At 42.7% G+C, this 18,711-nt stretch carries 17 protein-coding genes; 14 read left to right on the top strand and 3 right to left on the bottom strand.

Annotation, left to right across the window (positions count from 1 at the left end; translation table 11 throughout):
* Nucleotides 1–8: 8 nt before the first annotated feature.
* Nucleotides 9–1,694 (bottom strand): dipeptidyl-peptidase 3 family protein, encoded by a 1,686-nt coding sequence (locus QNM18_RS15275; protein ID WP_284137713.1) that lies wholly within the window; start codon nt 1,692–1,694, stop codon nt 9–11.
* Between the two features lie 217 nt (nt 1,695–1,911).
* Here QNM18_RS15275 and QNM18_RS15270 point away from each other — a divergent pair, with 217 nt between their 5' ends.
* Entirely contained in the window at nt 1,912–2,751 is an 840-nt protein-coding gene (locus tag QNM18_RS15270; RefSeq protein ID WP_023398511.1) for an HDOD domain-containing protein, read from the top strand.
* Between the two features lie 44 nt (nt 2,752–2,795).
* Here the strand turns inward: QNM18_RS15270 and rdgC are convergent, their stop codons facing one another.
* The gene (gene rdgC / locus QNM18_RS15265; RefSeq protein ID WP_211012342.1) at nt 2,796–3,704 is read right to left on the bottom strand and encodes a recombination-associated protein RdgC; all 909 of its coding nucleotides are present in this window, start codon (nt 3,702–3,704) and stop codon (nt 2,796–2,798) included.
* Nucleotides 3,705–3,850: 146 nt separating this feature from the next.
* The gene (locus QNM18_RS15260) at nt 3,851–5,611 is read right to left on the bottom strand and encodes a sensor histidine kinase (protein ID WP_211012343.1); all 1,761 of its coding nucleotides are present in this window, start codon (nt 5,609–5,611) and stop codon (nt 3,851–3,853) included.
* Nucleotides 5,612–5,820: 209 nt separating this feature from the next.
* Here QNM18_RS15260 and QNM18_RS15255 point away from each other — a divergent pair, with 209 nt between their 5' ends.
* The 13 genes from QNM18_RS15255 to QNM18_RS15195 all read left to right on the top strand — a co-directional run bounded on the left by QNM18_RS15255 (nt 5,821) and on the right by QNM18_RS15195 (nt 18,692).
* Nucleotides 5,821–6,186 (top strand): response regulator, encoded by a 366-nt coding sequence (locus QNM18_RS15255; protein WP_211012344.1) that lies wholly within the window; start codon nt 5,821–5,823, stop codon nt 6,184–6,186.
* A 295-nt stretch (nt 6,187–6,481) separates the two neighbouring features.
* Nucleotides 6,482–8,899, top strand: coding sequence for a bifunctional aspartate kinase/homoserine dehydrogenase I (gene thrA, locus QNM18_RS15250; protein WP_284137712.1), 2,418 nt, complete (start codon nt 6,482–6,484; stop codon nt 8,897–8,899).
* 9 nt (nt 8,900–8,908) lie between these two features.
* Complete coding sequence (gene thrB / locus QNM18_RS15245; RefSeq protein ID WP_211012346.1) at nt 8,909–9,838, top strand: homoserine kinase; 930 nt, start codon at nt 8,909–8,911, stop codon at nt 9,836–9,838.
* A 9-nt stretch (nt 9,839–9,847) separates the two neighbouring features.
* Entirely contained in the window at nt 9,848–11,134 is a 1,287-nt protein-coding gene (gene thrC / locus QNM18_RS15240; protein WP_284137711.1) for a threonine synthase, read from the top strand.
* A 254-nt stretch (nt 11,135–11,388) separates the two neighbouring features.
* On the top strand, nt 11,389–12,645 hold the full coding sequence (gene glyA, locus QNM18_RS15235; RefSeq protein WP_023398518.1) for a serine hydroxymethyltransferase: 1,257 nt from the start codon (nt 11,389–11,391) through the stop codon (nt 12,643–12,645).
* 163 nt (nt 12,646–12,808) lie between these two features.
* The gene (gene nrdR, locus QNM18_RS15230) at nt 12,809–13,258 is read left to right on the top strand and encodes a transcriptional regulator NrdR (protein ID WP_211012348.1); all 450 of its coding nucleotides are present in this window, start codon (nt 12,809–12,811) and stop codon (nt 13,256–13,258) included.
* Nucleotides 13,258–14,373, top strand: coding sequence for a bifunctional diaminohydroxyphosphoribosylaminopyrimidine deaminase/5-amino-6-(5-phosphoribosylamino)uracil reductase RibD (gene ribD, locus QNM18_RS15225; protein WP_284137710.1), 1,116 nt, complete (start codon nt 13,258–13,260; stop codon nt 14,371–14,373). Before nrdR ends, ribD begins: the two co-directional genes overlap by 1 nt.
* Before the next feature lie 8 nt (nt 14,374–14,381).
* A complete protein-coding gene (locus QNM18_RS15220) occupies nt 14,382–15,038 on the top strand; it encodes a riboflavin synthase (protein WP_211012350.1) in 657 nt (218 codons plus the stop codon).
* Nucleotides 15,039–15,073: 35 nt separating this feature from the next.
* Entirely contained in the window at nt 15,074–16,186 is a 1,113-nt protein-coding gene (gene ribBA, locus QNM18_RS15215) for a bifunctional 3,4-dihydroxy-2-butanone-4-phosphate synthase/GTP cyclohydrolase II (protein WP_211012351.1), read from the top strand.
* Nucleotides 16,187–16,301: 115 nt separating this feature from the next.
* Complete coding sequence (gene ribH / locus QNM18_RS15210) at nt 16,302–16,766, top strand: 6,7-dimethyl-8-ribityllumazine synthase (RefSeq protein ID WP_023398523.1); 465 nt, start codon at nt 16,302–16,304, stop codon at nt 16,764–16,766.
* An 11-nt stretch (nt 16,767–16,777) separates the two neighbouring features.
* On the top strand, nt 16,778–17,188 hold the full coding sequence (gene nusB, locus QNM18_RS15205; RefSeq protein WP_046356678.1) for a transcription antitermination factor NusB: 411 nt from the start codon (nt 16,778–16,780) through the stop codon (nt 17,186–17,188).
* Nucleotides 17,189–17,232: 44 nt separating this feature from the next.
* A complete protein-coding gene (gene thiL / locus QNM18_RS15200) occupies nt 17,233–18,198 on the top strand; it encodes a thiamine-phosphate kinase (RefSeq protein ID WP_211012352.1) in 966 nt (321 codons plus the stop codon).
* A gap of 8 nt (nt 18,199–18,206) precedes the next feature.
* Complete coding sequence (locus QNM18_RS15195) at nt 18,207–18,692, top strand: phosphatidylglycerophosphatase A family protein (protein WP_211012353.1); 486 nt, start codon at nt 18,207–18,209, stop codon at nt 18,690–18,692.
* Nucleotides 18,693–18,711 lie beyond the last annotated feature (19 nt).

Here is an 18,711-nt window from a genome sequence, read left to right as displayed (position 1 = left end):
TTGAATATTTAAAGTCCCAAGACAGACTTGCCTTGTTTGAAGGTGACGTCGACGGGGATATTTGCATTGGCCAACTTATTTAAGTCTGCTTGCAGCTCTGTTTTTATATCTCCGTGAGTTGCAATTAGTTGGTCAACCTTTTGGTAATCACCATCACCTTGTAGGGTGAGGATCAAATTAGATAGCTTTTCCATTGCAGCACCCATTTTATCCATATCAACCTGATACAAGCCTTGGGCATTTTTAGAAAAGGCGCCTTCTTGTTTGAAGAAGTTGAAGCGGATCATGTTAGCTTTACCATGGGCGCTAGAAGCGCCGAAGCGGACCGAACGGAAGATGCCAGCCATAAAGGTAACATAATAGTCTTCCAAGGTACCTTCCGTTATCTCGCCTTTTTTCAGTAGCTGTTCCACCATGTAAAGCCCTAGGATATCGGCCTTACCTTCTTCTATGGCGCTGGCATGTTCTTGTAGCGACTGACGTACAGTCCCTTTACCTGTGAGGGTATTCTTGATCCCCAAACCGTGCGCAACTTCATGGAACATCGTATTGGCAAAGAATGCGTTAAACGTAATGTGTTTGCGTTGTTCTGGCACTATCAACTCATCCGCAATGGGTACGAGAATTTTATCAAACTTAGCGCGCATTGCATTTTTTAATTGCAGTCGGCGAGTGCCTTTTTCTAACTGAACTTGTTCGTCGTTTGGTAAGTTGATAGCAATGGTTTTACTGCCAGCATTGGAGTGTCCTGCGTAGTACACTACGTCATAAGCGTTTAGATCTGCATCTGAGCCAGGGACTTCTTGCTTATATTTTTGCGCAACGGGCAAACCTGTTTGTAACTCAGGTAAAAATGCAGCAAATTTTGCGAGGCGTTCGCTCCATGCTAAGTCTTTAACTAATACGTAGGATTCAAATGCGCTTCGGTAGCCAAAAAGTTGATCTTCATATGTTTCGATAGGCCCAATAACCACGTCGATAGGGTTATTTTTCATATCCATCCAAGCAAAATCCGAAGGCTGATAACTGTTGTTTAACAACGCATCTGCACGCAGGTTTAAGTAATTTGAAAATTGCTTGTCTACGGCAAGGGCGCTAGCTTCTCTTAAAAGTTTAGCAGCAGCTTCAAGTTCAGACCTAAATTCAGTGGCATATGGCACTGTATATAAGTTACCTTGCTGGTCTCTTTTAACCATGGAATAAAGACCCTGCTTGTCTTTGAAATCAGCTTGGTTTAGTTCTTCTTTAGAGATGTCACTTGGATAAAATTCTGCCCCTGGTGCTTTTTGATCAAAGCGAGTTAGGAAAATTTTGTCGCCATCTAAGCGGTCCCAAGGGCCATAGTTAATATCGGCAAAACGGCGTACCTGTTGGTCGTCGATGCGCGCAAGGAAGGTCTCTTTATCTTGTCCAAAAGCTTGTTTCCAGAACAGATCATCCATAATTTTTGACGCATCTATAAGAAGTGCAATCATTTTTTTCTGGTTGTCATTAAGATGACTCAGGTCACTGGTTAAAGTGACCTCTGTATAAATATTGAGGCGATTTTTATCAATATTTTGCAATGAATATGTCACAGTGTCTTGCGCAGCGGCTGTATTCGATTTGGGTGTGTCTGCTTGTTGCTGTGAGCATGCGCTTACTAGCAAACCGGAAGCGATTAAAATCGCACTAGAGAGTTTAGAAAGTTTCATCATTTATCCCAGGATTTTAGTTATTATGATTGTGTCGCATCTATGATGCGGAAAAAATAGCAATTGAGCAAACGGTAAAAACAAAGTATTTTTTATTGTCACCATGCTCAGAATAATTTTTATACTTTTCTTAACTTTATCGAGAAGTTAGACAATACTTAAAGCAGTAAAAATTATAAGGCCATCGTTAAGTGGCGAATTTAAAGGACTTGACCATATGTCTACAGAAAACGCATTACTTACCATTCTTGTCGATAAAATCAATAATGACACACTCGTTTTACCTACCTTACCTGAAATAGCTGTTCGAGTTCGTCAAGCTGCCGACGACCCCGAAGTCAACCTACTACAAATGGCAGACGTGATATCTCATGATCCTGCACTGGCTGCTCGTATGATAAAAGTAGCAAATAGTGGTTTTATGGGACGTTCTATTAAAGTAAATACCTTGAACCAAGCGGTAACTCGTATTGGACTTCGGCAAATAAAAAATATTGCTACGGCCATGGCCATGGAACAACTGTTCGTTTCTAACAACAAGTTGATAAAAACATACATGGATAAAGCGTGGCAAAAAACTTTGAAAGTGGCTTGCCAAGCGATTTCGACCATGGAGTTTTACTTGCGCTTGAACAAACACACATCGCTGAACAAAGACACAATTACTCTTGCCTCGCTAGTATTTAATATTGGTGTGCTACCTATTTTGACAGAAGCAGAGAAACACCCGGAAGTATTCGCAAATCCAAGCTTTCTAGCACACGCTATTCAAAAATTAGCAGGCCGCATAGGCGGTGCGATTATGCGTGAGTGGGGATTTACTGACGATTTTGTTGAAGTTGCAGAAAGTTGGGCTAATCCAAACTATAAACCTGAGCATGTTTGTTATGTTGATTTCATCCGTGCTGGCGCTATTGTCGAGGGGATTTTACAAGTATCAGACAAAGCCGCTGCTTTGGGTGTATATGAAGAAAAAGGCGTACTTCGCTCTATTGATATGTTCACAGATGATGCATATTTAGACTTGCTAACGGATGTGAAATCGATGTTTGCTTAACTTTGTATTTAGACAATAAAAAAGGGCCTTAAGGCCCTTTTTTATTAAAGGTCGTCTTTGTCACCCAGTTCTTTTGTGAGGTCTTCAAGTAATTCTTTAACTTCCTCTGAGACAAGAATAAAGTCTGCATCTAGCTTAATTGCTAAATCTTCTTTTGGAATATCAGCGTTTTGCTCTTTTAGCGCATCATTGTAGCTAACACGCTTGATTGATCCGTCGTTCTGCAATAAAAATTGTACACGCTCTTTCCAATCTAGCGCCAGTTTAGTGACGCGTTTGCCATTTTCTAGATGAAGCTTAATTTCGTCACTGGCTAGGTCATGTTGCTTTAATTTAACTTGAGCACCTTCGTCGGCAGCATCTTGTAGCTCTGCATCGTTGCCAATAGCAAAGCCCTCAGGAGCTTCAAACTTTGTGAGCCAATCAGTTAAGAATACATCGAGGTCGTAATTAGCAAATGCTGGCACAATGGGAAGTGTGCCCAGAGATTTACGCAATAAAGCCATCATTTCTTCAGCTTTATTAAAGCTGGCACTATTGACGATAACCCAGCCGCTTTCTTGATCAATAAAGGCAAACTGCAAACTCGATTTTTTGAATGCCTGAGGCAGCAGAGTGGCTAGGATATTTTCTTTAAGTTCATCTTTTTCTTTTTTCTTTACTGGGCGGTTTTCTTCACGCTCTATCTGCTCGATTTTTTCAGCGACCATATCATTGATCACCGCAGCTGGCAGTACTTTTTCCTCGCGTTTGGCACATAACAAAATGCTATTTTGCGAGAAGTGAGACAGAGTCTGGCCGTGTTTCCCTAATGCGTTTACCCAACCAAAGGTGCTCATATCTTGGCTGCCGCAAGCGCGGAATATATCTTGCTCAAGTGCTTTTTCAAAGTCTTCTTGCGTGTACGAAACATCTTGTTTAAAACGGTAACAGATCAGGTTGCTGAACCACATATATTCAAATATCCAAGTGAAAAATCGAACTGCATCATAGCAAATCAAAGGTGTTTCGGGCAAAGCCAATATTGTGGCTTTTGTTATTAAATTTCACGGGCTGAAAAGGCGTGAATAAAAGATCAATTCACGCCGTGGCGTTAGGGTTAACTAAACATTGCTTGTTGTGCTTTCATTTCTTTAGGGAAACGAATGTGGTAGGTGAGTCCTTGGCCCTCTTCCGAGCTAACTTCAATATCGCCATTCAGTGTTTGTTTCACCAAGTTGAAAGTAATATGTGTACCAAGGCCGCTTCCACCTTGATCTCGTTTAGTAGTGAAGAAGGGGTCAAATAGCTTCTCTAATTGTGCTGGTGAAACGCCTTTACCATTATCTTTATAAACGATTTTGACATCTTCATTGTCATCAGTAATTTGGATGTCTATGGTGCCCTTATTCACCCCCTCAAAGCCATGGATAAGAGAGTTCATGATAAGGTTGGTGAAAATTTGGCTAATGGCTCCCGCAGGCAAATTAAGTGTGAGATCAGCAGGACAGTCAATGTTGACTTCATGAGCTGTTTTTTTCAATTTTGGGTGTAAAGAGCGAAGAACTTCGCCTAGATACTGTTGGAAGTTTATGGTTCTAACCGCTTCACTGGCCTGATCAACGGCAATTTGTTTGAAGCTGGCAACCAACTCAGAGGCCCGGGCGAGATTGTTGGTTAGAAGGCTGGCGCTTTGTTTTGCCTCGTGCATAAACTCTTCTAAGGCCTTTGGAGATAAGGTTTTTTCTTTATAGGCGGCTTCTAATTGATCGAGGCGTTCTTGTAAAAAGGAGGTCGCAGTGACGCCAATACCTACAGGTGTATTGATATCATGGGTGATACCAGCTACGAGGCCACCCAGCGCAGCCATTTTTTCTGAGCCGACCAAACGTTCCTGTGCCATATTCAGCTCTTCGACATATTTTTCTAATTCGTTTTGTTTTGTCAGTAGTTCTTCTTCTGTTTGGCGCCGCAAATCTATCTCTTCTGTGAGTGTCAGCTTTTGTTTTTCTAGTTCATATTTTTGCTGTTGTAAGTCCATCATTGCCTGGCTAAGGTTTGACGTTTTCCTAGCAACTTCTTGCTCCAGCTGAATATTGTGCTGATCTAATTTTTCATTACTAATAATGAGCTCTTTTTGTGTCTGATCGAGTTGTTTTCGATATTCTGCAACTTTGTCGATCAGCTTATTAAAGGCTTCTTCCATAACCTTGAGCTCATTTCGCTCTGTGGTATCAATATCTATTTTATGTCCATCAACATTGTCGACTTCAAAGTCTTCTATCTGTTCCGTGAGGTCCGTCAGTGGCTCTGTAAGGAGTTTTCTAAAGGCCAATAAAAATAGGATAATTAAGAAAGTCGTTTTGACCATGGCATTCCCTATCAGAAAATAGATAGAGATCATAATTCGGCTGAAAACAACTTCGCGACTAGAAAATAAGGTTACGTCACCGACTTGTGTGGCCCTTCCTGAAAACTCAAAAATGAGTGGGAATGTGTATCCAAACAATCCGGAGGGCGTGTCTTCAATTAACGCTTCCTCTTGAACAAGCTGCTGACTATATAATTCGTGAATATTGAGAGAGCGCCCGAGTTGCGAGATGATTTCACCGCTATCATCTCTTACAATTATCCCCTCGATCATTGGTATCGCCAATAACCCTTCGGCAGTTGTGACAGTTTGTTTGGTGTTTAACTCCCAGATAGCGCGTGTCAGGCTGCGACTAAATGTTTTTTGCAGCATGGTCAGTTCGTTACGGATGTAGTCTTTAGTGTTGACATATTCGGCGACAACTTGTCCACAAGTTACGACAAACGTTAGCAGAAAGTAAACTGACAGAACGTTTGTAAGTAGTTTTTTCGACAGACTTTTCTGTAGCATGGAGTGTTCTTCGCTCCTGACGACCATGTTATAGCACGCGTGTTAAAATTAAAGTTAGCCAATAAATGGCTAAAAATAAATGTTTATCTTGCTATCTTTACAACATATAAGCGTATATAAAAAACTTACTGGATGTTGATTATTGTGTTATAAGATTAGAACAACAATAACGTTTATTTGTTACTAGAACAATAAAGATTTACCTTCTTATGAGCTATTCCGTGTTAGTGTGTGACGATTCGACCGTTGCACGTAAGCAAGTTGTGCGCTGCCTGAACACGCACTTAGATGTTGAGGTTTGTCAGGCTAAAAACGGCCAAGAAGCCGTCGAAATATTGCAAAATTCGCAAATTGACTTGCTTTGCCTTGACCTTACCATGCCGATATTGGATGGAGTGGGTGTGCTTGAGGCGATTAAGACGCTTAAAATTGAAACTTATGTGGTTGTGATCTCGGCAGACATTCAGGACCAAATGAAAACAAGAGTGGCACAATTGGGTGCTTTAAAATTCCTTGAAAAGCCGGTCAAAGCAGAACAACTGATCTCTTTACTCAGCGAATATGGCATTCGTTAGATAAGTATTTCACTTTCCAGTACGTATCTTGAACTTTTTGCATATTTAATTTCTATTTATCGACTTGACAGATTGACTAAAGATCGGGCAGTCTAGGTCCTGTAAATATTTTTTAAGTAAAAATTAAACTTAGGTTGACGTAAAAACCATGAACCCAATTACATGTAACGTGACAATTATTATTACGACCACCATCCATACTGGATAGTGGCATAGGTCCGTGCATATTTAAAAAAGGCCTGTGCTCACCAAGAGCACAGGCCTTTTTCGTTTCTGGAATGAGGAAAATTGAAAAATGCGAGTTTTAAAGTTTGGAGGCTCTTCACTGGCAGATATAGCATGCTTACGTCGCGTGCAGTCTCTGATCCTGAATTATGGCGGTGAAAAAGCGGTTGTGGTGCTCTCAGCTCCTGGTGGCATGACTGATAGTTTGGTCGAATTGGTTCAAATAGCCGCGCGCGGCGACGATTATGCTGCGCAGTGGGATGCACTAGAGTCGCGCTGTGAGGCCCTTAAACATGACGTTGAGTCTCAATATGGAGAGATCTTAGAGTGGCCTGAATTGGACGTACTCAAGCAACAATTGCAGGGTGTCCAATTGCTCAAGCAGTGTCCTGCATCGGTCAATGCTTTTGCAATTAGCTTTGGAGAACGAGTAAGTGTTTCTCTTATGGTTACAATGATAAAAGCGCATGGTGCGCGTGCGTTGGATGCTACAAGTTGTATCAAGACTCAAGCTCAGTACTTAGATGCAGAGGTTGACTTGGACAGAACCCGTGAAGCCGTTAATCAGCAAGTGGCTTCTAGAGACTCAGGTATATATATCATGGCTGGGTTTACTGGCAGCAATGCGGCAGGCGAACTGACAACACTAGGGCGCAATGGGTCTGATTATTCAGCAGCTGTAATGGCCGCAAGTCTCAATGCCGATATTTGCCAAATATGGACAGATGTTGATGGAGTATACAGTGCGGATCCTAGGTTGATTAAAAAGGCGACTAAAGTTGACCGCTTGTCATATAAAGAAGCCATGGAGCTTGCCTATTTTGGGGCAAAAGTTCTACACCCTAAAACAATCTTGCCATGTGCTAAAGCCAATGTGCCATGCGAGATAAAAAATACTCATGATCCGGATGTGCCCGGCTCTTTAATCTCGTCTGACGGTACAGGTGACGCGCCTGTGAAAGCACTATCCAGTTTAGATAATCTCGCCATGCTGACTGTGTCTGGACCGGGAATGAAAGGCAAAGTGGGTATGGCTGCAAGGGTGTTTGGTGCACTGGCTAATGACAATGTATCTATTGTTCTGATCACGCAGTCGTCATGTGAGTTTAGCATTAGTTTTTGTGTGTATGAACAGGACTTAGCATTGGCACTCAATGCGTTAGAGACAGCATTTACATTGGAGACGCAAGCAGGACTTATAGAGCCTGTTGAGGTACGTAGAAAGCTCGCCATCGTAACCTTGGTCGGTGACAATATGAAGTCACATAAAGGTCTTGCTGCTAAATTTTTTGCCTCTTTGGCACAAGCTCAAGTAAACGTGGTTGCAATTGCACAAGACTCCACGGAGAGTGCCATCTCAGCAGTTGTTTCAGGAGAGTTATGTAAAGATGCAATGAAAGTTTGCCATGAAAACTTCTTTACTCATGTTCCTTCTATAGACCTCTTTTTACTGGGCTGTGGCTTAGTCGGTAAAGAGTTAATCAAACAACTGGAAAAGCAACAAGGCTGGCTGGCTAAACGCAATATCAAATTAAACCTATATGGTGTGTCGAATTCGAAACTGTGCTTTTTAAGTAAAGAAGGTGTGGATTTCGAACAGTGGCCAAGTCAACTGAAGCAAAGTGAAGCAGGGTTTGACCTGAATACACTAGAGCAATTTGTCAAAGTGAATCATTTGATTAATCCAGTCATTGTTGATTGTAGTTCTTCCGAGCAACTTGCAGATCAGTACGCAAACTTTTTAAATGCAGGGTTCCATGTGGTAGCCGCCAACAAAAAAGCTAACACTGGAGATATGGCGTATTACCATCAGCTAAAAAATGCAGCGCAACGTTCTGGAAGGAAGTTCCTTTATGAAACGAACGTTGGAGCCGGTTTACCGGTTTTAGACAATTTACAATTGTTGTTTGGTGCAGGTGATGAATTATTGTCTTTCAACGGTATTTTATCTGGTTCGTTGTCATACATGTTCGGTGCGATTGAAGATGGTCTCAGTCTGTCAGAAGCAACAGCGAAAGCGAAACAAAACGGTTTCACTGAGCCAGATCCGAGGGATGACCTATCGGGTACCGATGTGGCAAGAAAGCTATTGATCATTGCTCGCGAGGCTGGATTAGATTTGGAGTTGAATGATATTCAAGTTGAGCCTGTGGTTTCAGAGGAGTTTGCTCAGGGCAGTTCAGTTGATGAATTTATGGCTCGTCTGCCAGAATTGGATGGGGCATTTTCCGATCGGGTACAAAGTGCGGCCAGTGAAGGTAAAAAGCTGCGCTATGTTGGCAGCATTCAAGACGGTAAGTGTAAAGTGGGTATAGAAGCAGTGGACGCTAGCCATGCGTTGTTTGATATCCGAGATGGAGAAAATGCGCTAGCAATTTTGAGTCAGTATTATCAGCCTAAGCCATTTGTGATCAGAGGTTATGGGGCGGGCGCAGAAGTAACGGCCGCAGGCGTATTTGCTGATATCTTAAAAACACTTTCTCGTTAGGAGCGCAACATGAGAAAATTTTATGCGCCAGCTTCCATTGGGAATTTTTGCGTTGGATTTGATTCGCTGGGTGCTGCGATTGCGCCAATTGATGGCCAGTTACTTGGCGATGTGGTTAGTATCGAAGAAGCTCCACGAGATCAGTTCAGCTGCGTTGGCAAATATGCCCATAAATTGCCTCAAGAGGCACAAGATAATCTCGCTTTTCAGTGTTTAACGCATTTCAGGTCCCATGTGAAAGCTGATATGCCTAGCTTGTCGCTGACTCTTGAGAAAAGGCTGCCGGTTGGCTCTGGGCTAGGATCTAGTGCTTGTTCCGTAGTTGCAACATTTGCAGCGTTAAATGCTTTTGCAGGCACTCAACTGTCCCAGATTCAAATGATTGAGTTGATGGCTGATTTTGAAGCTAAGGTGAGTGGTGCTCGTCACTACGATAATATCACACCATGTTATTTGGGGGGGCTCCAGTTGACTGCTGAGTTGGTGCCAGACCGAGCATTGGCACTGCCAGTAGACCCTAATTGGTACATTGTGGTGGCCTATCCTGGTTTTGCTTTAAATACAGCAAAGGCAAGAGCGGTTTTAGCACCTGAATTGAAACTTGGAGACAGTGTTGCTTTCGCTCAGCGATTGTCAGCATTTTGTGCGCTGCTGCAACTACATAGATTTAGTGAGGCGGTGTCGCTTATGCAAGACTCGGTGGCAGAGCCCAGCAGAGCGCAATTAATCGATGGATACTCAGATGCGAAGTTGAGCCTGCCAGAGCTAGGTGCGAGCGTCGTGAGTATATCTGGCGCAGGTCCGACATTATTTGCTCTGTGTCCAACATTAAATGCGGCTCAACAATGCCAATCTTGGCTTGAGTCTAATTATTTAAATGAGCACGGTTTTAGCCATATCTGCCAGCTGGACAGTGCAGGTACCAGAGAATTGGTTTAAGGAATTGATATGAATTTAGTAAATCTTATGGATCCTCAGCAGCAGGTTTCATTTACAGAAGCGGTTAAAATTGGCTTAGGCCGTAACCAAGGTGTCTTTTTTCCACAAAACTTAGCGCAAATCGAGGATGTCAACGCACTATTGGCGATGCCATTTCAAGCGCGTAGCAGTCGGATACTACAGCATTTGATTGGTGATGAGTTACCGAGCGATACGCTGGATGCCATGGTTAAAAGTGCTTTTAACTTTCCAGCGCCGTTGGTGGAAGTGGAAAGCGGTACTTATTGTTTAGAACTGTTTCACGGTCCAACATTGGCGTTTAAAGATTTTGGTGGACGCTTTATGTCAGAGTGCATTAGCTTATTCAATCAAGGTGAGCGCGTCACGATTTTAACAGCCACCAGCGGGGATACAGGGGCTGCTGTTGCCCATGCATTTTATGGCAAAGAAAATGTTGATGTAGTGATTTTATATCCTAAAGGCAAGATATCACTCGCACAACAAAAGCTGTTTACTACACTTGGTGAGAATATTCATTGTTTCGCTGTAGATGGCAGCTTCGATGATTGTCAGGCGCTGGTAAAACAGGCGTTTTTGGATGATGAAGTTAAGTCTCAGTTAGGGTTAAATTCAGCTAATTCAATTAATATCAGCAGGCTACTTGCTCAAGTGTGTTATTACTTTGAAGCATTTGCACAATTAACGGACTCTCAACGTAAACAGGTTCATGTTTCAGTACCGAGTGGTAACTTTGGCAATGTTTGTGCTGCCATGATCGCTGCGGCGATAGGGCTGCCTATTAAAAAGCTCAGTGCAACAACGAATCAGAATGATACCGTACCGCGTTATATCGAGACGGGAAATTGGTCTCCAAATGCCACGCTAGAATCATTATCCAATGCTATGGATGTGAGTAAACCTAATAACTGGCCACGAGTTGAAAGCATGCTTAATGGTAGATCTTTTTCTAAAGATGATTTTTATTCATGTTCAGTGTCGGAATCTCGCACCCAAGAAGTGATGAAGAAAATCAACCAGCTTGGTTATATTGCAGAGCCGCATACAGCAATTGCCTATGAAGGTTTACGCTTAAATCAAGCTGAAAATGAAACTGGCATCTTTTTGGCGACAGCGCATCCTGCTAAATTTAAAGAGTCTGTTGAAGGTGTGTTAGAACAACAACTTGAAATGCCTGAAGTCCTTGCTACTGCACTGGCAAAGCCATGTTTAGCAGAATCAATGAGTGCTGACTACGAGGGCTTAAAAAAGCGTCTTTTTGAAAAGTTAGTGTCATAAGCATGGCTGTTTAAACTATTTGTGCATACAGTAAGTCGCAATGGGTGAATGTATGCACATTTTAATTCTTAATGAAATAATCAATTTACATAATATTTTTTTATATTTAAATAAAAAAATATCATCCCTTAAACACTGTGAAATAAATTCAATCCTTGCTTAAATATGCTCACGCAGATTTCGTAGGCAATTGGATGTAAATTGCGTACAATTGCATTCGGTAAATTTAATCATACGTGCACCTAGGAGAAACCATGTTAGAACGTAACATGAATATTGCAGATTTTGACCCTGAACTATTTAACGCGATCCAATCAGAGACGACTCGTCAAGAAGAGCACATTGAACTAATCGCATCTGAAAACTACTGTAGCCCGCGTGTTTTAGAGGCTCAAGGGTCACAGCTTACAAACAAGTACGCAGAAGGTTACCCTGGCAAGCGTTACTATGGTGGTTGTGAACACGTTGATGTTGTAGAGCAGCTTGCAATTGACCGTGCATGTGAACTATTCGGCGCTGATTACGCAAACGTTCAGCCACATGCTGGTTCACAAGCAAACGCAGCGGTATTCCAAGCATTACTTCAGCCACATGACACAGTGTTAGGTATGAGCCTTGCGCACGGTGGTCACTTGACTCATGGCTCTCATGTGAACTTTTCAGGTAAGACTTATAATGCAATCCAATACGGCCTAAATGAAGAAACCGGTGAAATCGATTACGCTCAAGTAGAAGCACTAGCACTTGAGCACAAGCCAAAGATGATTATTGGTGGTTTCTCTGCATACTCAGGCATCGTTGACTGGGCTAAGTTCCGCGAAATCGCTGACAAAGTGGGCGCATATTTACTTGTAGACATGGCGCACGTTGCAGGCCTTGTAGCGGCTGGTGTATACCCTAACCCTGTACCTCATGCGCACGTTGTGACAACAACAACTCACAAAACGCTTGCTGGTCCTCGTGGTGGTTTGATTGTATCAGCTTGTGGCGATGAAGACGTTTACAAAAAGCTAAACAGCGCAGTATTCCCTGGTGGTCAAGGTGGTCCTTTATGTCATGTTATCGCGGCAAAAGCAGTGGCATTTAAAGAAGCATTAGAGCCTGAGTTCAAGACTTACCAAACTCAAGTTGTTAAAAATGCACAAGCTATGGTTGCAGTGCTTCAAGAGCGTGGCTACAAAGTTGTTTCTGGTAAAACAGACAACCACCTGTTCCTACTTGACCTAATTGATAAAGATATCACAGGTAAAGACGCAGATGCAGCGCTTGGCCGTGCAAACATCACAGTTAATAAGAACTCTGTACCTAATGACCCACGCTCTCCATTTGTAACATCAGGTCTACGTATTGGTTCTCCTGCGATTACTCGCCGTGGCTTTAAAGAAGCAGAAGCGGGTGAGCTAGCAGGTTGGATCTGTGACGTACTTGACAACATCAATGATGAGTCAGTGCAAGCAGAAGTGAAAGAAAAGGTAAAAGCTATCTGTGCTAAATTGCCTGTTTACGCATAATTACACTCACAATTTGCGTTATTTTTGATATTATAAAGGCCGCATTTATGCGGCCTTTTTATTTTCTGTCATCCAGCGTAATTGAACACGCATAGTTGCCATCGAGTGGCATTGATGATTTTCAAACACGCCGCATTAATAGACTACCTAACAGTGAGAATATATGCATTGTCCTTTTTGTACGGCAAAAGATACCAAAGTAATTGATTCGCGATTGGTGGCATCAGGCCATCAAGTGCGTCGCCGTCGCGAGTGTATAGTTTGTCATGAGCGTTTTACGACCTTTGAAGGCGCTGAATTATTGATGCCAAGAGTGATTAAACAAGATGGCACCCGAGAGCCATTCAATGAAGATAAGCTGCTCAATGGGCTGCATCGTGCTCTAGAAAAGCGCCCAGTTAGTACAGAGCAAATAGAAGAAGTTGTACATCAAATCAAATCCCAGATCCGAGCAACGGGAGAGCGTGAAGTAAATAGCAAAATGATTGGTGAATACATTATGGAAGCACTTAAAAAGCTGGATAAAGTCGCTTATGTGCGTTTTGCTTCTGTATACCGCAGTTTTGAAGATATAAAAGAATTTGGTGAAGAAATTGCGAGGTTGGGTGATTAATGGCGTTTTCACAGGCTGATCATGATTATATGGCAATGGCCATCGAACTTGCAAAGCAAGGACAGTATACGACGACGCCTAATCCGAACGTCGGCTGCGTCATTGTAAAAAATGATCAAGTGATAGGGCAGGGTTTTCACATACAAGCAGGTGGCCCCCACGCTGAGGTACATGCATTACGTCAGGCTGCTGGAAATACCCAAGGAGCCACAGCATATGTAACGTTAGAGCCGTGCAGTCACTATGGTCGCACTCCACCATGTGCAAAAGGGCTGATAGATGCAGGCGTAAAAAAAGTAGTTTGCGCTATGGTGGATCCCAATCCACAAGTTGCAGGCAATGGTTTGAAAATGTTGGAAGAAGCTGGGATCGAAACAGCATTTGGTTTACTTGAGCACGAAGCGCGAGCGCTGAATAAAGGGTTTCTAAGTAGAATGGAAACCGGCAAGCCATTTGTTACCGCAAAGCTGGCCGCAAGCTTGGATGGAAAAACAGCGCTGCAAAATGGCCAAAGCAAATGGATAACGGGCCCACAGGCGAGGCGGGATGTACAAAAATACCGCGCACAAAGCTGTGCCATATTATCTGGTGCTGATACGGTGTTAGTGGACGACGCCACACTTAATGTGCGTGCAGGTGAATTTGACGACTTTGATAAAGTTTCTCAGTTAGCTGAGTTGCGTCAACCAATTCGCGTGGTTATTGATACGCAAAATCGTTTACACCCAGATCTCAACTTGTTTAGCTGTGCATCAAAAATCATTATTTTTCGCTCCAAACTTGATAATCGGCATCAATGGCCTCATTTCGTAGAGCAAGTATGTTTGCCCACTGTAAATGACAAGCTTGATCTGAGGGCTGCGCTAACATATTTAGCACAGCAAAATGTGAATCAGATATGGCTTGAAGCGGGTGCGACATTATGTGGTGTGATGCATGAACACGGCCTAATCGATGAATATATGATTTACATGGCGCCAAAAATTATCGGCGAAGGCGGCAGAGGTTTGTTTAATAGTTCGGTACTGACTGAAATGGGACAGATCGCTGAGCTTGAAATTACAGAGTGTGCGCAAGTAGGCACAGATATTCGCATTAATGCGACTAAAAAATAAGAGAATTTATGTTTACAGGCATTATTGAAGCAACCGGCACATTATCAGAGCTAACACTCAAGCAAGGCGATTTAAGTGTTAAAGTGAAATCCCATAATTTAGATATGGCAGATGTAGCACTGGGTGACAGCATTGCGACTAATGGTGTTTGTTTAACTGTGGTAGAAAAATACAGTGATGGTTTCAGAGCGGATGTGTCAAATGAAACGCTATCACTGACACGATTTGGTGACTACCAAGTTGGTCAAAAGGTGAATTTAGAAAAAGCACTGCAACCTGTCTCGCGTCTTGGTGGGCACTTGGTTTCGGGTCATGTAGATGGCATTGCAACCATTGTTTCTGTTGAAGCGAATGCCAGAGCCACAGACTACTGGCTATCGGCACCGGAAGCGTTACTAAAATACATACCTTACAAAGGTTCTGTGGCCATTGATGGTATCAGCTTGACAGTGAATGCCATTGAGGGCAATAAATTCAAACTCACTATCGTGCCTCACACAGCACAAGAAACCACTATCGCAGACTTTAAAGTCGGTACTGTGGTGAACTTAGAAGTTGATCAAATTGCAAGGTACTTGGAGCGTTTAATACAAGGTAGCAAAACGACTTCTAGCGAATCGACTCTCACAACCAGTTTGTTAGCACAAGCTGGCTTTATTAAATAATTGGCCATTCAAACAAAGTAAATAATGGGAAAATTATGAGCTTAAATAGCGCAAAAGAAATCATCGAAGACATTAAAGCCGGTAAAATGGTGATCTTGATGGACGATGAAGATCGAGAAAATGAAGGTGATTTAATCATCGCGGCTGAGCATATTACGCCTGAGGCGATAAACTTTATGGCGACTTATGGCCGAGGTCTTATTTGCTTAACTATGACGCAAGAGAGGTGTCAACAACTCGACCTTCCGTTGATGGTGAGAAATAACGGCGCTCAATTTTCTACTAACTTTACTATGTCTATTGAAGCTGCTAAAGGCGTAACTACGGGGATTTCAGCTGCTGATAGAGCACGCACAGTGCAAGCTGCTGTTGCTAAAGGCGCTGTACCTGAGGATATTGTTCAACCCGGTCATATTTTCCCAATTATGGCGCAGCCAGGCGGTGTTTTAACACGCGCAGGTCATACTGAAGCTGGCTGTGACTTAGCTCGCTTGGCAGGACTTGAGCCGTCGTCTGTGATTGTCGAAATTCTTAACCCTGACGGCACTATGGCAAGACGTCCAGAGTTAGAAGTTTTTGCCAAAGAGCATGACATTAAAATTGGTACAATCGCGGATTTGATCGAATATCGCAACTTAAATGAAACCACGATTGAAAAAGTAGCCCAGTGTAAACTGCCAACTGAGTTTGGTGAGTTTGATCTTGTTACTTATAAAGATACCATTGACAATCAACTTCACTATGTATTGTTGAAAGGCGAAATAAAAGAAGATGAGCCTACGCTAGTGCGGGTTCACTTGCAAAGCACATTCAATGACATTCTTCTATCGGATAGAAGTGCAGATCGCAGCTGGACTTTACATGGTGCGATGCAATATATCGCCCAGCACCAAGGAGCATTAGTGATCCTTGGTAAAAGTGAACAAACAGAAGATCTGGAACAGCTGGTCAAAGCATTTGCAGCCGAAGATCAGGGGGAAAAGATTAACTATCGCAAATTCCAAGGTACTTCTCGTACTGTAGGTGTTGGTTCACAAATTTTGGCAGATTTAGGCATTCAGAAAATGCGCTTAATGAGTTTGCCGAAGAAATATCACGCATTGTCGGGCTTCCACTTGGAGGTTGTCGATTACGTAGAGCCGAAATAATCTCGGTCTTCACTTTTTACACCTACTGTCTTGTTGGACAGTAGGTGTTTTTCTTTAAGATGTGCTATTATGCGCGTCAATTTGGCTATTGCTAATACTGATCAGGAATCATCTAATGAAAATAATTGAAGGTAACAAGTTCGCTCCAGGTAAAAAATTTGCCATTGTCATTTCTCGTTTTAACGACTTCATTGGCAGCAGCTTATTAGAAGGTGCTGTAGATGAACTTAAGCGCACAGGTGGCGTGAAAGAAGAAGACATCACAGTGGTTTATGTACCGGGTGCCGTTGAGTTACCTCTTGCAGCTAAACGTGTTGCAATGAAAAAAGAGCATGATGCTATTATCGCGCTAGGCGTTATTATTCGCGGTGGCACACCACACTTTGATCTGGTTGCTAACGAGTCAAACAAAGGACTAGCAAGCGTTTCATTAGATTACGATATTCCAGTTGCATTTGGCGTATTGACAACAGAAAGTATTGAGCAAGCTATCGAACGTGCGGGAACCAAAATGGGCAACAAGGGCGGTGAAGCTGCACTTGGTGCACTTGAGATGGTTAACGTACTTGAGCAAATTTAAGAGGAATCTCAGTGAAACCAGCAGCTAGACGTAAAGCGCGTGTGCTTGCATTGCAAGCTGTCTACTCATGGCAGTTAAGTGGCAACCCGATTGCTGATATTGAACAGCAAATGCTAATCGAAAATGACGTATCAAAAGTTGATGTTGAGTATTTTAAAGATTTAGCACGTGGTGTTGCAGTAAACCATAAACAGTTGGATGAAGCGATTCAACCTCATTTATCTCGTCCTTTTGATGACTTAGATATGGTTGAATTAGCGACTTTACGCGTAAGCGCGTATGAGCTTAAGTTCCGTGAAGATGTGCCATACAAAGTGGCTATCAACGAAGGGATTGAACTGGCCAAAATGTTTGGTGCAGAAGACAGCCATAAATTTGTTAATGGTGTGTTGGACAAAGCAGTTAAGAAAATCCGCAAATAATCAGAATCATGAGGAGAGCCGGCGTTGGCCGGCTTTTTTAATGTATGAAGGAATTTGAGTTAATAAATCATTACTTCAAAGGCAGAGGCATAACTCGCCGAGATGTTGCCGTTGGTATTGGTGATGATTGTGCAGTTGTTGAAATTCCAGAGAATTGTCAACTTGCCGTAACCACAGACACCTTAGTCGAAGGTGTACACTTTTTCCCCGACATTCCAGCCAGAGCGCTAGGTCATCGTGTCTTGGCAGTTAATCTCAGCGATTTGGCTGCGATGGGTGCTGAGCCTACTTGGATATCAATTGGTTTAACTTTGCCTGATGTCAATATGGCTTGGTTGGAAGAGTTCACCGAAGGTTTGCATGAAATCGCGGAATACTACAATGTACAATTGATCGGCGGTGATACCACTCAAGGGCCTCTTACTATAACAATTTGTGCTAAAGGGATTGTGCCTAAGGGTAAAGCATTGACGCGTTCTGGCGCCAATGTGGGGGATTGGATTTATATTACAGGTCCAGTAGGAGATGCTGCTCTAGCGATTGAATCTCGAAAACGTGGTATTGCATTAAGTGAAGATCAAACCAAACGTGTAGTTGAAAAATTACATTATCCAAAACCACATGTGGCGGCTGGTCAAGTATTGAGAGGTTTGGCAACTTCATGTATTGATATTTCCGACGGTTTGCTTGCAGATTTACAGCATATTGTTGAGCGCTCTATGGTTGGAGCAGATATCGATGTGGACAAAGTCCCCGTTTCTGATGATTTGCGAGCGGTAAAAGATCAAGCTCTGATTGATATGCTAAGTTTGTCGTATGGTGATGATTATCAATTACTCTTTACTGTAAATGACAACAACAGAAGTGCCGTTGAGGCAAGATTAATGCAGTACGGTGTCGAAGCGACCTGTATAGGACAAATAACTAATACTGTAGGCGAAATTGAGCTCTACAAAAATGGCGAGAAATACTCTATTCCAGAGCAAGCTGGCTATGAACATTTTAATTAGGAGCGAGCTTGGATAAGTCGTTAAAATTCAATCTCAAACGCCCACATCAATTGTTTGCATTGGGGTTTGGTACGGGCCTTGCCCCCAAAGCCCCTGGTACAGTCGGCACCTTGGCTGGTTTGCCTTTTATTTTTGCTACTATGACTCTACCAATTTGGTTTCAAGTTAGCCTCGCAGTATTGATGACAATATTTGGGGTATGGGTATGCGGTAAAACGGCTCGGGACGTTAATGTACATGATCACCCCGCAATTGTATGGGATGAGGTCGTAGGTTTTTATATTACTATGATTGGTGCAGCTATCAGCTGGCAATCATTGTTGGTCGGTTTTGTACTGTTTCGATTCTTCGATATTGCAAAACCTGGACCGATCCGCATGCTTGATAAGAAACTGCATGGTGGTCGCGGGATCATGGCGGATGATGTTTTAGCAGGTATTTTTTCATTGATTTGTATCCAAGCTTTGTTTAAAACAGGGGTCCTAGGCGGCTAAATTAAAGTTGAAAAAGAGG

It is taken from the genome of Pseudoalteromonas obscura, assembly GCF_030135505.1.
Taxonomy (GTDB): domain Bacteria; phylum Pseudomonadota; class Gammaproteobacteria; order Enterobacterales; family Alteromonadaceae; genus Pseudoalteromonas; species Pseudoalteromonas obscura.
This window is presented reverse-complemented; position numbering and strand designations above follow the sequence as displayed.